Raw genomic sequence first — 13,782 nt, 5'->3', positions numbered from 1 at the left:
AGGGGAGGGTTTGGGTGGGGTTTACTTTATAAACTTAGCAGCTACCCAGTCTTTATCTTTTTTATGGGTAATGTATTTCAGGCCGTACTTGCGGGCTTCGTCGGTAATGATATCCAGGTCGGGCGATTCATAGAAACCACTGAAGTAAATCTCGCCATCGGTCTTTAATACTTCAGCATAACGCTGCATCTGGTCGATAAGGATATTGCGGTTGATGTTGGCCAGGATGGTATCATATTGCTCATTGGGGATAACTTCTTTTGACCCGCAAAGTGGTTTGATATTGCCCACATTATTCAAAGCCGAATTTTCGATAGTGCTTTCATAACAAACCGGGTCGTAATCAATAGCGGTGATATCGTCGGCACCCAGTTTGGCTGCCATAATAGCAAGGATCCCCGTACCGCAGCCCATGTCAAGCACTTTTTTACCGGCAAATTCATTTTCAAGCATCAGCCCCAGCATCATAGCTGTGGTTTGATGGTGGCCGGTACCAAACGCCATTTTAGGGTCTATCACTATCTCGTATTGAAACTCGGGTCTAGGTTCATGAAAGGTTGCCCGTACATAAATCTTATCCCCTATCTCTATAGGTTCAAAATTACTTTCCCACACCTCGTTCCAATTTTTCTGCGGAATGAGTGTTATCTCGTAACTAAAAGTGAACAAGTCTTTATAGGGTAATAATTGCTCATCAAGCGCCTGCTGGTCAAAAACACCTTCTGGAATATAAGCTTTAAAGCCAAGCTCAAGCTCTTCAAAAGTATCAAAACCTATCTCACCCAAAGCATTTATCAGCAGATCCTGCTGGTAATCTTCGGTGGTGATGGTAGTAAAAAACAGTTCGTAGTAATTCATTTTGATTTTTTCGTTGTTAACCCACACCAGAAATCCGATCGGCCGGCAGAGAATTTAAGCTGCAACTGCAGGTTCAACCGGCTCGCTATCTGCGCTTGTCCTCTTCCTGTCGAGCAAATACAGTACAACAAAGTTAACAATCCAGTAAACAGCTTGTATTTCGGTCATATACCACCAAAAACTAAACAGGGGGCTATATCCATCTTCCGGCAACCATATAATATAGCTTAGGGCCCCGGCAAATAATATACAAACAAGGGCAATGCAGGCTCCGGCAATAAAGCGCGCCGAAGCTCCTTTATGTTTAACCCAATTCCAAAGTGGTATGATGATCAGGTACTGGGTGAGGATTCCATCTGCAAGCAATAAGGGCCAAAAAAGGCTGAAGTAGGCCATGAGGCTATACAAGTTACCGTTACCAATTTCGCCAATGCGCATAGGGTGATCGGGCATATTGAGGTATACAACCGCCCAAAATACGCCAAAATCGACCAAAACGGGTAAAAGAACTTTTAAAAGCTTCATGCTTCTGTTAGATTTGAGACGTGAGATATGAGATTTGAGAGTTTATTTTCATAAACAGCTCAAACCCGCTTTGGTTTGGGCCTTGTCTCAGATCTCATATCTAAAATCTCATATCTAATATTAATTAAATGTTTTAACGATATCTGTAAAGTCGCGCGATTTCAGGGAAGCACCGCCAATAAGGCCACCATCAATATCAGGCTGGGCAAACAGTTCGGCAGCATTGGTTGGGTTGCAGCTACCGCCGTATAAAATGGTAGTAGCATCAGCAACTTCCTGGCTATACTTAGCGGCAATTTCTTTACGGATAAATTCGTGAATTTCCTGCGCTTGTGCTGATGTAGCAGTTACACCTGTACCAATAGCCCAAACCGGTTCGTAAGCAATAACCAATTTAGCAAAAGCTTCAGCATCAAGGTGAAAGATGCCTTCAACCAACTGAGTTTTGATCACATCAAAATGTGTATTGGCTTCACGCTCCTGCAAGGTTTCGCCAATGCAGAAGATAGGGCGAAGATCATTTTGTAAAGCAGTATCCGTTTTTTTGGCAAGCAAAGCATTGGTTTCGCCAAAATACTGGCGGCGTTCTGAGTGGCCAAGGATCACATAAGCGGCACCGGTAGATTTAATCATCTTAGCAGAGATCTCACCAGTATAAGCACCTTTTTCTTCCTGATGGGCATTTTGTGCGCCAACAGCAATTTTACTATAGCCTTTTGACAATTGCACCAGGCTATGAATGTGGATGAACGGACTGCAGATCACTGCTTCCTGCGTGCCGGTAGCCTCATCTTTTACCATGTTGATGATCTCTGAAAATAAAGCTAAACCTTCATTGTAATCAAGGTTCATTTTCCAGTTTCCGGCAACGATTTTCTTTCTCATGATTTTATTTTTAGTTGTTTATTCTATTAGTGAATGGTTGATTAAGAGAGTAGTTTGCATGTTCAATTAAATGATGATATTATCAACACCTAATCAACCCAATCGACTACTCACCTAAAGTCAAAACCGGCGATATTCCTCTGTTAGTTCAAATATGGCTGTTAATAAATTTTGTTCGGTTTCATCAAAGTCACGGTGATCGCGGCGGTCGAACACTTTCTGCGCGGTTTCAAACATTTTATTGATCAAATAAACTTCGAAGCCCTGCGCGCCTCCCCATGAAAAGTCGGGCACAAAGTTACGCGGAAAACCTGCTCCAAAAACGTTGGCCCCTACCCCCACTACCGTACCGGTATTAAACATGGTATTGATCCCGCTTTTTGCATGATCGGCCATGATGAGGCCACAGAATTGAAGGCCTGTTTTACGAAAACGTTGTGTACTGTAATCCCAAAGTTTTACTTCGGCGTAGTTATTCTTCAGGTTGGAATTGTTTGTATCAGCACCGATATTACACCATTCGCCTAAAACCGAATTACCAAGGTAGCCTTCGTGGCCTTTTGACGAATAGCCCCAAATCACCGAATTATTTATTTCGCCCCCAACCCGGCAATACGGTCCAATGGTGGTAGCGCCATAAATCTTGGTCCCCATTTTTACCTGCGAATGTTCGCAAATGGCAAATGGCCCGCGGATATGGGTACCTTCCCATATTTCGGTATTAGCCGACAGGTAAATCGGCCCGTTAGTCGTGTTAAATGTCGAACATTCGGCAACAGCACCTTCCTCAGCAAAAAAATCGTCGCCTATAACAATGTTAGTTGAACTGATAGCCGCGCTTGTTCGTCCTTTAGTAAGCAGCTGAAAATCTTTACGAAGCTCGATGTCGTTCTTCCTGAAAATATCTTCAGGGTATTTGATCGATACAAAAAGGTTCGAATAGTTTACCACATCGCCAAAATCAGCATTAGCATCAAAGCTTTCCGCATCCGCGGCATTAAGTTTAACGGCTATTAACTGATCATTGTATTTAAGCGCCTGCCCGGTTTGCAGTTTATCAATTGCTTCAACCAGGTTTTCATCCGGACATATAGCGCCATTGATCAAAACGTTATCAGCCTCAATATTTACCGGGAACTTAATCTTTAGGTAATCAAGCGTTTGAAAAGAATAAGCGCTTTTTAAATGCCTGGCCCATTTTTCGGCAATGGTAAGCATCCCGATACGAAGATCGGCAACCGGCCGGGTATAGGTAAGGGGTAACAGCGTATGGTGTGCGTTATCGTCAAAAAGGATAATTGCCATGGCGCAAAAATAAAAAAAGTCCCGACTGCAAAGCCGGGACTTGTAAATATTAATTAAACAAAAATTACTTTTTGTTGTAACGTGAGCGGAATTTGTCAATACGACCTGCAGTATCAACCAGTTTCATTTTACCGGTGTAGAACGGGTGCGAAGTGTGAGAAATCTCTAATTTAACCAATGGATATTCGTTACCATCTTCCCATTTAACGGTTTCGCGGGTATCGATGCAAGATTTAGTGATAAAAGAGTAGTCGTTTGACATATCTTTAAATACAACTAACCTATAGTTTGATGGATGCAGATCTTTTTTCATTATATTATATAAACTTACCTTCTGTACTTTACTTAAAAGAGGTGCAAATGTAATAATAAAAGTGAAAACTGGAAAAGCAAATTAAAAATAAAATCAACCAGATACGACGCCTATCAGTTTACTTTAAATTTATATTTGGGGAAACAGTCTCCCTGCACTATTTGATAGCTTTTTAACGATAGCTACAATAAAACCGGATGTTTGTTGTTTTAATAATCAAACTTGAACCATATCCACAAACATGAATAATAAAAGATTTATTCCCGCTTTATTACTTATTGGAATTTCAACTTCTGTAGCATTATTTAGCTGCAGTAAAGATAAACCAGCCCCAGCCACAGATGACAACCCCAAATTAGAAAATCTTCCGGGACATACTTATACCCTGGCAGGTAATGGCACGTATGGATATGTTGATGGCCTAAGAGCAAATGCAGCACTCAATAATCCTAATGGTGTAGCGGTAGACGCTGCCGGCAATTTGTATGTTACCGACCAGGGCAACAATGCTATCCGCAAAATAACGTCCGAAGGCATTGTAACTACGCTGGCGGGCGGGACGGGGGACGGACTGGTTAACGGCCCCGCCAAATTGGCAAAATTTGATAATCCCATAGGTATTGCGCTCGACTCGAAAGGAAATATTTTTGTTGCTGATTTCGGTAACAACGTAATTAGAAAAATAGCAACCGACGGCACTGTGAGTACATTTGCAGGTTCGGGAGTAATAGGCTTTAACGATGGAAAAGGCCCGTTAGCAACCTTTAATGGCCCGGCGGGAATAGCAATTGACCACGCCGACAACCTGTATATAACAGATAATCATAACATTATCAGAAAAATCACGCCAACACAGGATGTTACAACATTTGCGGGCAATGTGCATTCGGGTCCCGGTTTTGCAGACGGAACCGGTTCAGAAGCCAATTTTCGGTTACCGGAAGGCTTAGCTATTGACGGTGCAGATAATATTTATGTAGCCGATTATAGTAATAATATGATCAGGAAAATAACCCCCGCCGCGGTAGTAACAACAGTTGCCGGCAAGCTTGCACCCGGAACCGACAACGGCGCTTCAACATCGGCAACCTTCAACGGGCCTCTGGGTGTAGCTGTAGATAAAAACGGAAACATATATGTAACCGATAACCTAAGCTTGATTAGAAAAATAGCGGTAAGTGGCGAGGTAACTACGTTTGCAGGCACAAAAGAAAGGGGCTTTTATGATGGTGCAAACTTACAGGCTAAATTTAACGATCCCCATGGCATAGCGGTAGATGCCAGCGGTAACATATATGTTGGCGACGAACAAAATGCCAGGATCAGGAAAATTATCCCACCTGCAAAATAATATCGATTAAAGTTTAAATTTCCTGGCACAGTTCTATTAGCACCCCATTAGCACTTTTGGGGTGCACAAAGCAAACCAGTTTATTATCCGCGCCTTGCTTAGGCTTATCATTTAACAAAACAAAACCCTCATTTTTAAGGCGTTTCATTTCAGCTTCAATATCATCTACCTCAAAAGCTATATGATGAATCCCCTCGCCTTTTTTAGCTATAAACTTAGTAATGGCGCTATCATCATTAAGGGCCTCGAGCAGTTCAATTTTGTTCGGCCCGCTTTGCAGAAAGGCGGTAACCACATGTTCGCTCTCTACAGTTTCGGTTTTATATACAGGTGCATTCAGCAATTTGGAGTAGATTTCCCCTGCTAACTTAACACTGTTAACTGCAATGCCAATGTGCTCCACTTTGTTCATGTCCAAATATTGTAAATTATTGGTCAGCTTTGGTTATTTGCGAAGGATTTTAGCTGAATTTCAATAAAAACTTGTGTATCTTTGTTTTGTTAATATATTTCAAAAGGACTATGAATATCCCAATTTATTTAGATAACAATGCAACTACACCGATGGACCCAAGGGTACTGGAGGCTATGTTACCATATTTTAACGAAAAATTTGGTAATGCAGCAAGCCGTAACCATGCGTTTGGCTGGGTTGCAGAGGAGGCGGTTGATTACGCACGCGAACAGGTAGCCAAATTGATAGGCGCATCTGAAAAAGAGATCATCTTTACCTCTGGTGCTACAGAATCAGATAACCTTGCTATTAAAGGGGTGTTTGAAATGTACAAAGATAAAGGTAACCACATCATAACTACTGTTACAGAGCATAAAGCTGTACTTGATGCCTGCAAACACGTTGAAAAACTGGGCGGCAAAGTAACTTATTTGCCAGTTAAAGAAGACGGTCTTGTTGATCTTGCAGTTTTAGAAGCGGCAATGACGCCTGAAACCATCCTGGTATCGATTATGTATGGCAACAATGAAATTGGTGTTATTCAGCCAATTAAAGAAATTTCGGCTATTGCCCACAAACACGGTGCATTATTTATGACCGATGCCGTACAGGCTGTAGGTAAAATCCCTGTTGATGTTAATGCTGATGGTATCGACTTATTAGCGTTATCGGCTCACAAAATATATGGCCCTAAAGGTGTTGGCGCTTTATATGTTCGCCGTAAAGCACCAAGGGTTAAAGTTACCGCCCAAATGGACGGTGGCGGTCACGAGCGTGGTATGCGTTCAGGTACCCTTAACGTACCGGGTATTGTTGGTTTAGGTAAAGCCTGCGAGCTTTGCGGCCAGGAAATGGAAAGCGAAGCAAAACGCCTGTCAGCTTTGCGTGACAAACTGCAATCGGCTTTAACCGTGTTGGAAGAAAGCTATGTAAACGGCAATGTTGAACACCGCTTACCACATGTTGCCAACATTTCGTTTAAATATGTTGAAGGTGAAGGCTTGATGATGGCCATGAAAGATCTGGCTGTATCATCAGGTTCGGCTTGTACTTCTGCTTCATTGGAGCCATCATACGTATTGAAAAGCTTAGGCCTGTCTGATGACCTGGCCCACTCTTCTATCCGTTTTGGCTTAGGTCGTTTCACTACCGAAGAAGAAGTTGATTACGCAATTGAAGTAACCAAAAAAGCGGTTACCCACCTGCGCGACCTTTCACCACTTTGGGAAATGTTTAAAGAAGGTATCGACCTTAACTCAATTGAGTGGGCAGAACATTAATTTAATTTCGGATTTGGAATTTTCGATTTCGGATTTACCATTTACGAATTGACATATAAGAGTTTTATAAAGACTCAGAACTTATAACTAACGACTTAGAACTTTAAAAAAATGGCATATTCAGATAAAGTAATCGATCACTACACTAACCCCCGCAATGTGGGCACTTTGGATAAAAGCAGCCACAAAGTAGGTACCGGCTTAGTTGGTGCACCTGAGTGCGGCGACGTAATGCGCCTGCAGATCCAGGTTGATGATAACAATGTTATCACCGATGCAAAATTTAAAACTTTCGGTTGCGGTTCGGCAATCGCTTCTTCATCATTAGCTACTGAGTGGCTTAAAGGCAAAAGCATCGACGATGCTATGAAAATCGACAACATGGACATCGTTGAAGAACTTGCCCTTCCACCGGTAAAAATCCACTGTTCAGTTTTGGCAGAGGATGCTATCAAAGCAGCGATCAATGATTTCCGCGTTAAAAACGGCTTAGCGCCAATTGAAAGCGAAAAAGTACATCACTAAAAAGACTTTAAGATGCAGGAGGCAAGAAAACAAGACTTTCCCTTCTTTGTATCTTAAATCTTCATAGCATGGTACGCAAGAGACGAGTGAAAAATCTTGGCTCTTGAATCTATCAATCTTGACTCTTTTAAAAAATGGTAACTGTAACTGATAAAGCAAAAAGCAAAATAGAACACCTGATGCAGGATGCAGGGCTTGATGCCTCGTACTTTCTGCGTGTATCTGTTCAGGGCGGTGGTTGCTCTGGTTTATCATACAATCTTGATTTTGATAACGAAGAGAAAAAAGGCGATCAGTTTTTTGAAGACCAGGGCGTACGTATGGCGCTTGACATGAAATCGTTCCTGTATCTTGCCGGTACCGAGCTTGATTTTTCAGACGGGCTTAACGGCAAAGGCTTCAATTTCCACAACCCTAACGCCAGTCGCACATGCGGCTGCGGCGAAAGTTTTTCGGTATAAATTCAACCTTAAAATAATTGAAAAGAGGCGCGATGAGCGCCTCTTTTTGTTTTACCATCTGCCGCGGGCTTCCAGCCCGTGGTTTGACATGGTGTCAGCTTTCAACTGAACTCACTAAAACAGATCCTCCGCTTTAACATCATCGGGTACAACCTGCTCTACACTCCAGTGTTCTGCAATTTTATCATTAGCCACCCTAAATATCTCATAAAGTGCAAACGCTTTACCGCCTTTTCTAAACTGCGATTGAACTAAAACAAAATCACCTTCGGCGATAATCCTGTGAATTTTAATAGACCGTTGAGGCTCCGCAAGATAGCCAGTCAGTCCAATACCCGACGTAATTACAGAGGCATCATGCTCGATGTAAGCGGTATCAATAAACCGATTAGCAGATTGCTTAACTATAATCGCTTTGTAAAATTGCTCAACAATAAGTTTGCTATTTTCCGCAGACGCATTATGATCAATTTCAGTTGTGCCATTAGTAGCAGTGACTGTTTTCCCGCTTTCATCAGGCAGGGGCTGGATAGCATCCCAGTGCTCTGTTAACATACCGTCCTTTAACTTAAAAAGGTCGATCACAGCCATCCGCTTCCCCATAAATGAAACATCAAGGTGAGTTACTACTAAGTCGCCATCCTGTATCGCCCTTACAATTGGCGACTTTGCATCTTCGGGAGGCGGCGGCAGCGTTTTCATGTAATTGATCATATCTGTGATACCTGCCCTCCCCTGTTTAACGGTTGGATTATGTTGTTTATACTCTTCGGCTATAAATTCTGGGATCAGCTCTGTTTTACGCTGCCTTACTATTTGTTTATAAAAGGACAATACTTTTTGTTTATTGGTTATGGTATCCATACAGGTATGAGATTTTGCTTCCCGGGCAATGCACGTAAAAATGCAGCAAATGCCCAAAGTAAATATTTGAGTAATTTTCATTACCGGTTAAATAAAATTGATCAGAAATTTTGAGACAATACTAAACACTGCCGCGAATTGCAGCGTGTTACCGAACCTGTATCAACAGGCCGGGGCCTTAGGCAACCCTTGTTTTATATGTGGAGATAGTAATTATGAAGTGAAGATAAGGAAAGTTTGGAAATTACCAGACTTACGAAGTTTCAAAAACTTCGTAAGTCTCTTCCGGTTTTGACAAAGCTTATCAAAACACCTTGATCACCTGCCCCGTAATGGCCCCAAGCACGCTTTTAACATAAGCATTGGCTACCTTATCCATAGCAACAGGCTCATGACCGGGAAAGTATTCAAAGTAGCCGGGCGAATCTTCAACAACGCCCGGGCTTACCGCGTTGATCCGCACGCCGTTTTGGAGTTCAATGGCAGCACCTAATACAAATGAATTTAATCCACCATTAATGGCACCCAAATTCACTCCGTTTACGACAGGATCTTCCGAAAGAATACCTGAGGTGAGCGTGAACGAGCCTTTAGGATTAATATAATGCTGGCCTATCAGTACTAAATTTACCTGTCCAAGCAATTTGCTTTCAATTCCTTTTTTGAAATCGGCAGGTGTTGTGCTTGCGAGCGGGCCAAAATGCCCCGATCCGGTAGTACTCACCAACGCGTCAAACGGACCAACCTTTTTATAAAACGACTCAATTGATTCGGGCGAAGTAATGTCTAATTGAAAAGCTCCGCTTTTAGAACCGGCAGTTATAATCTCGTGCCGGCCTTGCAATGCCTCAGTAACCTTTTTGCCAATAGTGCCCGAGGCACCAATGATAATTATCTTCATAGTATATGTTTTTTGTACAAGTTAACAAGTGCTAACTAAATCAGCATCATCAAAAAGTAAGATGCGCTCAGTTTGTCAAATACCTGTGTCAATGCTTGTTTTTATAAAAATAGATTTAGATTTGTTTCCAATATCCAATTATTTAAATGAGTAAAAATACCGAGCTTTCAACTGTTCCGAGTTTCATTCGCAATACCGTTGCAAAAATCCATCCTTTAGATCATACTTTCCTGATTCATAAAGTTAAAGATGCCTGGGTAGAGATCAGCTACGGTGAAGCCTTAGAAAAAATAGACGCGATTTCGGCCTGGTTCCTGCATATTGGTATCAGAAAAGGCGACAGACTGTCCCTGATCATCGAAAACGGCCCGAACTACGTTTATTACGATCAGGCCCTGCAACAGATTGGCGCGGTTAACACCTCCATATATCCTACCCTTACCGAAAACGAGATAGAATATATCCTGAATGATTCGGGGGCTCGTACTATCATCTGTGGCAACCCATTCCTGTTCAGGAAGGTTTTAAAAGTGGCCAACAACTGCCCGGAGCTGATCCGCCTGATCCCGGCATTTGATGATTTTGAAAAATTCAGCGATAAGGTAAGCTTAAATGCCGGCGTAATTGGCTTTGAACAGGTAATAGCCGAAGGCAGCAAATTGCTGGAGCAATATCGCCACGCCATTAATGCCGCCCGTGAAGCTATCTTAGCAACTGATACTTCATGCCTCATTTATACTTCGGGAACAACAGGTGTGCCTAAGGGGGTTGTGTTAACTCACCATAACCTCACGCAAAACGCTATCAATAGTTTAATCCAGATTCCGTTTGTTGAAAAAACCGACAGGTTTTTATCATTCCTGCCGCTATCGCATGTATTTGAGCGCACCATTTACCATATAGCTATTTACCGGGGATCACAAATAGCTTTCGCCCAAAGTTTGGAGCTGCTGGCCAAAAACATGGGCGAGGTTAAACCTACTATACTTTGCTGCGTACCCCGATTACTGGAACGCATCCACGACAAAGCCATCAAAAGCGGCACATCGGCAGGTGGCCTTAAAACAAAAATATTTCTTTGGGCATTTGAGATCGGTAAAAAAGTACGCCTGGTGCAGGAAGCCGGTAAATCGCCTAATGTTATTCTAAAAGCACAACACGGCATTGCCGAGAAACTGGTATTCAGCAAGATCAAGGAAAAAACCGGCGGACAGCTGAAATTCATGGTATCAGGAGGTGGCGCACTGCCTAAAAACATCGGTGAATTTTTTGGCGATCTGGGCATTGTAATTTTAGAGGGCTTTGGCTTAACCGAAACATCACCGGTAATGGCGGTTACAGAGCGCCACAGGGTAATTTATGGCACCGTTGGTCGTATTATTCCTGGTATTGAAGTGGCCATCCAGAATGTGGATACCAAACATATTTACAGCATACAAACACACGATAACTTTAAAGAAGATACCCTTACCGAAGAAGGAGAGATCATTGTTCGCGGGCATTGCGTAATGAAAGGCTACTGGAACAAGCCCGAAGAAACCGCCACTGTTATTGATTCGCATGGCTGGTTCCATACCGGCGATATCGGCAGGTTTTTCCGCGGCAACCTTCAGATTACTGATCGTCTCAAAAATATGCTGGTGAACGCCTATGGTAAAAATATCTACCCTACTCCGGTAGAGAATACCTACCTCAAAAGCCCTAAAATTGAACAGGTATTTTTAGTGGGCGATAAACGTGAATATATTGCTGCCATTATTGTGCCTGCACGCGAGACCCTGCAGGAAACTTTTAACCTCCAAAATGATTTCTTTGAACGTCCTGAAGTGTTCATTGATGATAAAGAAATAGTTGAATGGATAGGCGCCGACATCAGGAAATACAGCAATGAGCTGGCCAAGTTCGAACGCATCAAATCATTCAAGATAAAACGTAACCCTTTCAGTATGGATGAGGGCGAGATCACTCCTACTATGAAAGCCAAACGTAAGGTCATCGAAAAGAAATATGCCGCCGATATTGATGAACTGTATATTGGCGAAACGGAGGAAGATTGACCGTTGATAAAGTTTTGATTACGCTGATCGTATATAGTACGTCATTGCGAGGTACGAAGCAATCGCGAACCATGCAGGACGGATCTGCAAATTGGGGATTGCTTCGTCCCTCGCAATGACGTTTCTTTTAATTTTTAATCCAAATTTCAGAAAAAATCAACGTACTCAGCGAAATCACAAAAATCAACGGCGAGTTTTTACTAACTTTGTTAGCATGAAGCGATCGGGCAGTGCTGACTTACCTTTACATTATGGCTATGTACCACAATGGCTTGCTGAGCGAATGGCTAAGCTTGGCCTTGCAGTGGTGGAAACCATTGTAATGGATTATGGTAAGGATGAAGTACTTCGCCGGCTAAGTGATCCATTTTGGTTTCAGAGTTTGGGCGCTGTTATGGGGATGGACTGGCATTCGTCGGGCATAACCACTTCTGTAATGGGAGCTTTAAAAAAGTCAATCAACCCGCATAGCCGCGAATTGGGCATTTATATCTGCGGCGGTAAAGGAAAACATTCTACTCAAACACCTGCCGAACTGGTTAAGGTTGGCCAAACCACGGGACTTGATGCTAATTACCTGGTAAAATGCAGCAAGCTGAGCGCCAAAGTTGATAATACCGCCATACAAGATGGCTTCCAGCTTTACACGCATAATTTTATTTTAAGCGATACCGGCAAATGGGCCGTGGTTCAGCAAGGCATGAGCGATGTAAGCCGTACAGCCCGCAGATACCATTGGCATTCCGAACAGTTAAGCTCATTTGTTAATGACCCGCATACTTTCATCTATGGTAAGAACAGCGGCTATATCCTTAACATGACAGATAAGGAAGCGGATGGTTCGCGCAATGGGGTTATGCAGATTGCCGCCGAAAACCCGGGCATCATGATCAACGAGATTAGTAAACTGGTGATGCCCAGCCATCATGAAGTACATGCCAAAGATGTCGACCTGAAACGCCTTGGTGCCGTACTTTGGCTGGCACACGAAAAACAACCCAAGGATTTTGAAGACCTGCTCTTGCTGCAAGGCTTAGGGCCCCGCACGTTACAGTCGCTGGCCCTGGTAAGTGAAGTGATCCATGGCACACCATCCCGGTTTAAAGACCCGGCGAGGTTTTCCTTTGCCCATGGCGGCAAAGATGGTGCCCCGTTCCCGGTGCCTACCAAAGTTTATGACGAAACCTTAAGCTCCCTGCAAACGGCTATTCAAAAGGCAAAAATGGGCAACAGCGATAAAAATGAAGCTATCAAACGCCTTTCCCAAATAGCCGAAAGGGCTGAAAAAGATTTCACACCCAATGCCAACTTTGATAAAGTTATTGAAAAGGAACGTAACGACTCGTGGAAATATGGGGGCCGTACCGTTTTTGGCAAAGCCAAACCATCTGTTGAGCAGCAATTAAAGTTATTTTAATGTACTGCCAATCAGTTTTGCAGTATCTAAATGAGCCTGTAAACCAGGTAGCATTTTATTTGCAAAATCGGCAAGGCTTGTATTTTTTCGGTCTTTTCCTGCTGTTTTGTATAACGCTATTTGTTCAGTATGATCGTTTATAACCAATTGGATATAGGCCTTGTCAAACGCGCCGGCACGTTTTGTATCCAAATCATTAATAATTTGCTGATGCATAGGGCTAATAACAACCGAATCGGCAATAAAATTATCGGTCCTTAGTTTTTTGAAATCATCTGCCAGCATAGTATGATCATCAATCATGAGCTTGGCAAACTGAATAACGCGCTGATTTTTTGAATTCGCGATTGCCAAACCAGATGCTTTTACAGAGGCGAGGGTTGATTCTTCCCCGCTTTTAATAAACAATAAACCGTTATCATCAACCAGGGCCTTGTTATAATTATTGGCATGCCGGTTACTTTGGCATGATTGTGCCATCACTAAAGCAAACAGGAATAATAAAAAGCTGGTTAATCGGCTCATGTTAATAGTTTAGTGTTTCAATATAACAAAAAAAAGTCGCTGTGGTTTTTTTACTTATTCC

General features: G+C 42.6%; 15 protein-coding genes. 6 read left to right on the top strand and 9 right to left on the bottom strand.

From position 1 onward, the window contains the following. Positions 1-21: 21 nt before the first annotated feature. The 5 genes from prmA to FHW88_RS06535 all read right to left on the bottom strand — a co-directional run bounded on the left by prmA (position 22) and on the right by FHW88_RS06535 (position 3,886). The gene (prmA, locus tag FHW88_RS06555) at positions 22-858 is read right to left on the bottom strand and encodes a 50S ribosomal protein L11 methyltransferase (protein ID WP_176624040.1); all 837 of its coding nucleotides are present in this window, start codon (positions 856-858) and stop codon (positions 22-24) included. Between the two features lie 54 nt (positions 859-912). Continuing rightward, the gene (locus tag FHW88_RS06550; RefSeq protein ID WP_176624038.1) at positions 913-1,383 is read right to left on the bottom strand and encodes a hypothetical protein; all 471 of its coding nucleotides are present in this window, start codon (positions 1,381-1,383) and stop codon (positions 913-915) included. A gap of 120 nt (positions 1,384-1,503) precedes the next feature. After that, positions 1,504-2,268, bottom strand: a complete 765-nt coding sequence (tpiA, locus tag FHW88_RS06545; RefSeq protein WP_176624036.1) for a triose-phosphate isomerase — start codon at positions 2,266-2,268, stop codon at positions 1,504-1,506. Between the two features lie 120 nt (positions 2,269-2,388). Then, positions 2,389-3,573 (bottom strand): GlmU family protein, encoded by a 1,185-nt coding sequence (locus FHW88_RS06540; protein WP_176624034.1) that lies wholly within the window; start codon positions 3,571-3,573, stop codon positions 2,389-2,391. Between the two features lie 64 nt (positions 3,574-3,637). Next, positions 3,638-3,886, bottom strand: coding sequence for a type B 50S ribosomal protein L31 (locus FHW88_RS06535; protein ID WP_090524811.1), 249 nt, complete (start codon positions 3,884-3,886; stop codon positions 3,638-3,640). Positions 3,887-4,127: 241 nt separating this feature from the next. On the opposite strand from FHW88_RS06535, the gene FHW88_RS06530 reads away from it, so the two are divergent. Further along, on the top strand, positions 4,128-5,237 hold the full coding sequence (locus FHW88_RS06530) for an NHL repeat-containing protein (protein WP_176624032.1): 1,110 nt from the start codon (positions 4,128-4,130) through the stop codon (positions 5,235-5,237). 13 nt (positions 5,238-5,250) lie between these two features. Here FHW88_RS06530 and mce read toward each other — a convergent pair whose 3' ends face one another. Next, complete coding sequence (gene mce, locus FHW88_RS06525) at positions 5,251-5,649, bottom strand: methylmalonyl-CoA epimerase (RefSeq protein WP_176624030.1); 399 nt, start codon at positions 5,647-5,649, stop codon at positions 5,251-5,253. A gap of 110 nt (positions 5,650-5,759) precedes the next feature. Between mce and FHW88_RS06520 the strand changes: the two genes are divergently transcribed. From FHW88_RS06520 to FHW88_RS06510, 3 genes are all read left to right on the top strand, one after another. Next, positions 5,760-6,971 carry an IscS subfamily cysteine desulfurase gene (locus FHW88_RS06520; protein ID WP_176624028.1) on the top strand — a complete coding sequence of 404 codons (1,212 nt, stop codon included), beginning with the start codon at positions 5,760-5,762 and terminating at the stop codon, positions 6,969-6,971. 111 nt (positions 6,972-7,082) lie between these two features. Further along, positions 7,083-7,496, top strand: a complete 414-nt coding sequence (gene iscU, locus FHW88_RS06515; RefSeq protein WP_076378185.1) for a Fe-S cluster assembly scaffold IscU — start codon at positions 7,083-7,085, stop codon at positions 7,494-7,496. A gap of 134 nt (positions 7,497-7,630) precedes the next feature. Then, positions 7,631-7,957 (top strand): HesB/IscA family protein, encoded by a 327-nt coding sequence (locus tag FHW88_RS06510; RefSeq protein ID WP_090526181.1) that lies wholly within the window; start codon positions 7,631-7,633, stop codon positions 7,955-7,957. Between the two features lie 114 nt (positions 7,958-8,071). On the opposite strand, the gene FHW88_RS06505 is transcribed toward FHW88_RS06510, so the two are convergent. Continuing rightward, a complete protein-coding gene (locus FHW88_RS06505) occupies positions 8,072-8,902 on the bottom strand; it encodes a nuclear transport factor 2 family protein (protein WP_176624026.1) in 831 nt (276 codons plus the stop codon). 223 nt (positions 8,903-9,125) lie between these two features. Then, positions 9,126-9,722, bottom strand: coding sequence for a short chain dehydrogenase (locus tag FHW88_RS06500; protein WP_176624024.1), 597 nt, complete (start codon positions 9,720-9,722; stop codon positions 9,126-9,128). Between the two features lie 146 nt (positions 9,723-9,868). On the opposite strand from FHW88_RS06500, the gene FHW88_RS06495 reads away from it, so the two are divergent. Both FHW88_RS06495 and FHW88_RS06490 read left to right on the top strand, forming a co-directional pair. Continuing rightward, complete coding sequence (locus tag FHW88_RS06495) at positions 9,869-11,779, top strand: AMP-dependent synthetase/ligase (protein WP_176624022.1); 1,911 nt, start codon at positions 9,869-9,871, stop codon at positions 11,777-11,779. A 214-nt stretch (positions 11,780-11,993) separates the two neighbouring features. After that, positions 11,994-13,196 (top strand): DUF763 domain-containing protein, encoded by a 1,203-nt coding sequence (locus tag FHW88_RS06490; RefSeq protein ID WP_176624020.1) that lies wholly within the window; start codon positions 11,994-11,996, stop codon positions 13,194-13,196. Here FHW88_RS06490 and FHW88_RS06485 read toward each other — a convergent pair. Next, positions 13,188-13,721 (bottom strand): DUF4142 domain-containing protein, encoded by a 534-nt coding sequence (locus FHW88_RS06485; protein WP_176624018.1) that lies wholly within the window; start codon positions 13,719-13,721, stop codon positions 13,188-13,190. The genes FHW88_RS06490 and FHW88_RS06485 overlap by 9 nt on opposite strands. Positions 13,722-13,782: the final 61 nt, after the last annotated feature.

Source organism: Mucilaginibacter sp. SG538B (assembly GCF_013376065.1).
GTDB lineage: Bacteria > Bacteroidota > Bacteroidia > Sphingobacteriales > Sphingobacteriaceae > Mucilaginibacter > Mucilaginibacter rubeus.
The sequence above is the reverse complement of the archived record's forward strand: the minus strand, read 5'-3'. Positions and strand labels throughout refer to the sequence as shown.

What these genes read in the sequence shown, in the direction of transcription:
- prmA (WP_176624040.1), bottom strand. Translation starts at nt 858, where the DNA reads ATGAATTACTACGAACTGTTTTTTACTACCATCACCACCGAAGATTAC.
- FHW88_RS06550 (WP_176624038.1), bottom strand. Translation starts at nt 1,383, where the DNA reads ATGAAGCTTTTAAAAGTTCTTTTACCCGTTTTGGTCGATTTTGGCGTA.
- tpiA (WP_176624036.1), bottom strand. Translation starts at nt 2,268, where the DNA reads ATGAGAAAGAAAATCGTTGCCGGAAACTGGAAAATGAACCTTGATTAC.
- FHW88_RS06540 (WP_176624034.1), bottom strand. Translation starts at nt 3,573, where the DNA reads ATGGCAATTATCCTTTTTGACGATAACGCACACCATACGCTGTTACCC.
- FHW88_RS06535 (WP_090524811.1), bottom strand. Translation starts at nt 3,886, where the DNA reads ATGAAAAAAGATCTGCATCCATCAAACTATAGGTTAGTTGTATTTAAA.
- FHW88_RS06530 (WP_176624032.1), top strand. Translation starts at nt 4,128, where the DNA reads ATGAATAATAAAAGATTTATTCCCGCTTTATTACTTATTGGAATTTCA.
- mce (WP_176624030.1), bottom strand. Translation starts at nt 5,649, where the DNA reads ATGAACAAAGTGGAGCACATTGGCATTGCAGTTAACAGTGTTAAGTTA.
- FHW88_RS06520 (WP_176624028.1), top strand. Translation starts at nt 5,760, where the DNA reads ATGAATATCCCAATTTATTTAGATAACAATGCAACTACACCGATGGAC.
- iscU (WP_076378185.1), top strand. Translation starts at nt 7,083, where the DNA reads ATGGCATATTCAGATAAAGTAATCGATCACTACACTAACCCCCGCAAT.
- FHW88_RS06510 (WP_090526181.1), top strand. Translation starts at nt 7,631, where the DNA reads ATGGTAACTGTAACTGATAAAGCAAAAAGCAAAATAGAACACCTGATG.
- FHW88_RS06505 (WP_176624026.1), bottom strand. Translation starts at nt 8,902, where the DNA reads ATGAAAATTACTCAAATATTTACTTTGGGCATTTGCTGCATTTTTACG.
- FHW88_RS06500 (WP_176624024.1), bottom strand. Translation starts at nt 9,722, where the DNA reads ATGAAGATAATTATCATTGGTGCCTCGGGCACTATTGGCAAAAAGGTT.
- FHW88_RS06495 (WP_176624022.1), top strand. Translation starts at nt 9,869, where the DNA reads ATGAGTAAAAATACCGAGCTTTCAACTGTTCCGAGTTTCATTCGCAAT.
- FHW88_RS06490 (WP_176624020.1), top strand. Translation starts at nt 11,994, where the DNA reads ATGAAGCGATCGGGCAGTGCTGACTTACCTTTACATTATGGCTATGTA.
- FHW88_RS06485 (WP_176624018.1), bottom strand. Translation starts at nt 13,721, where the DNA reads ATGAGCCGATTAACCAGCTTTTTATTATTCCTGTTTGCTTTAGTGATG.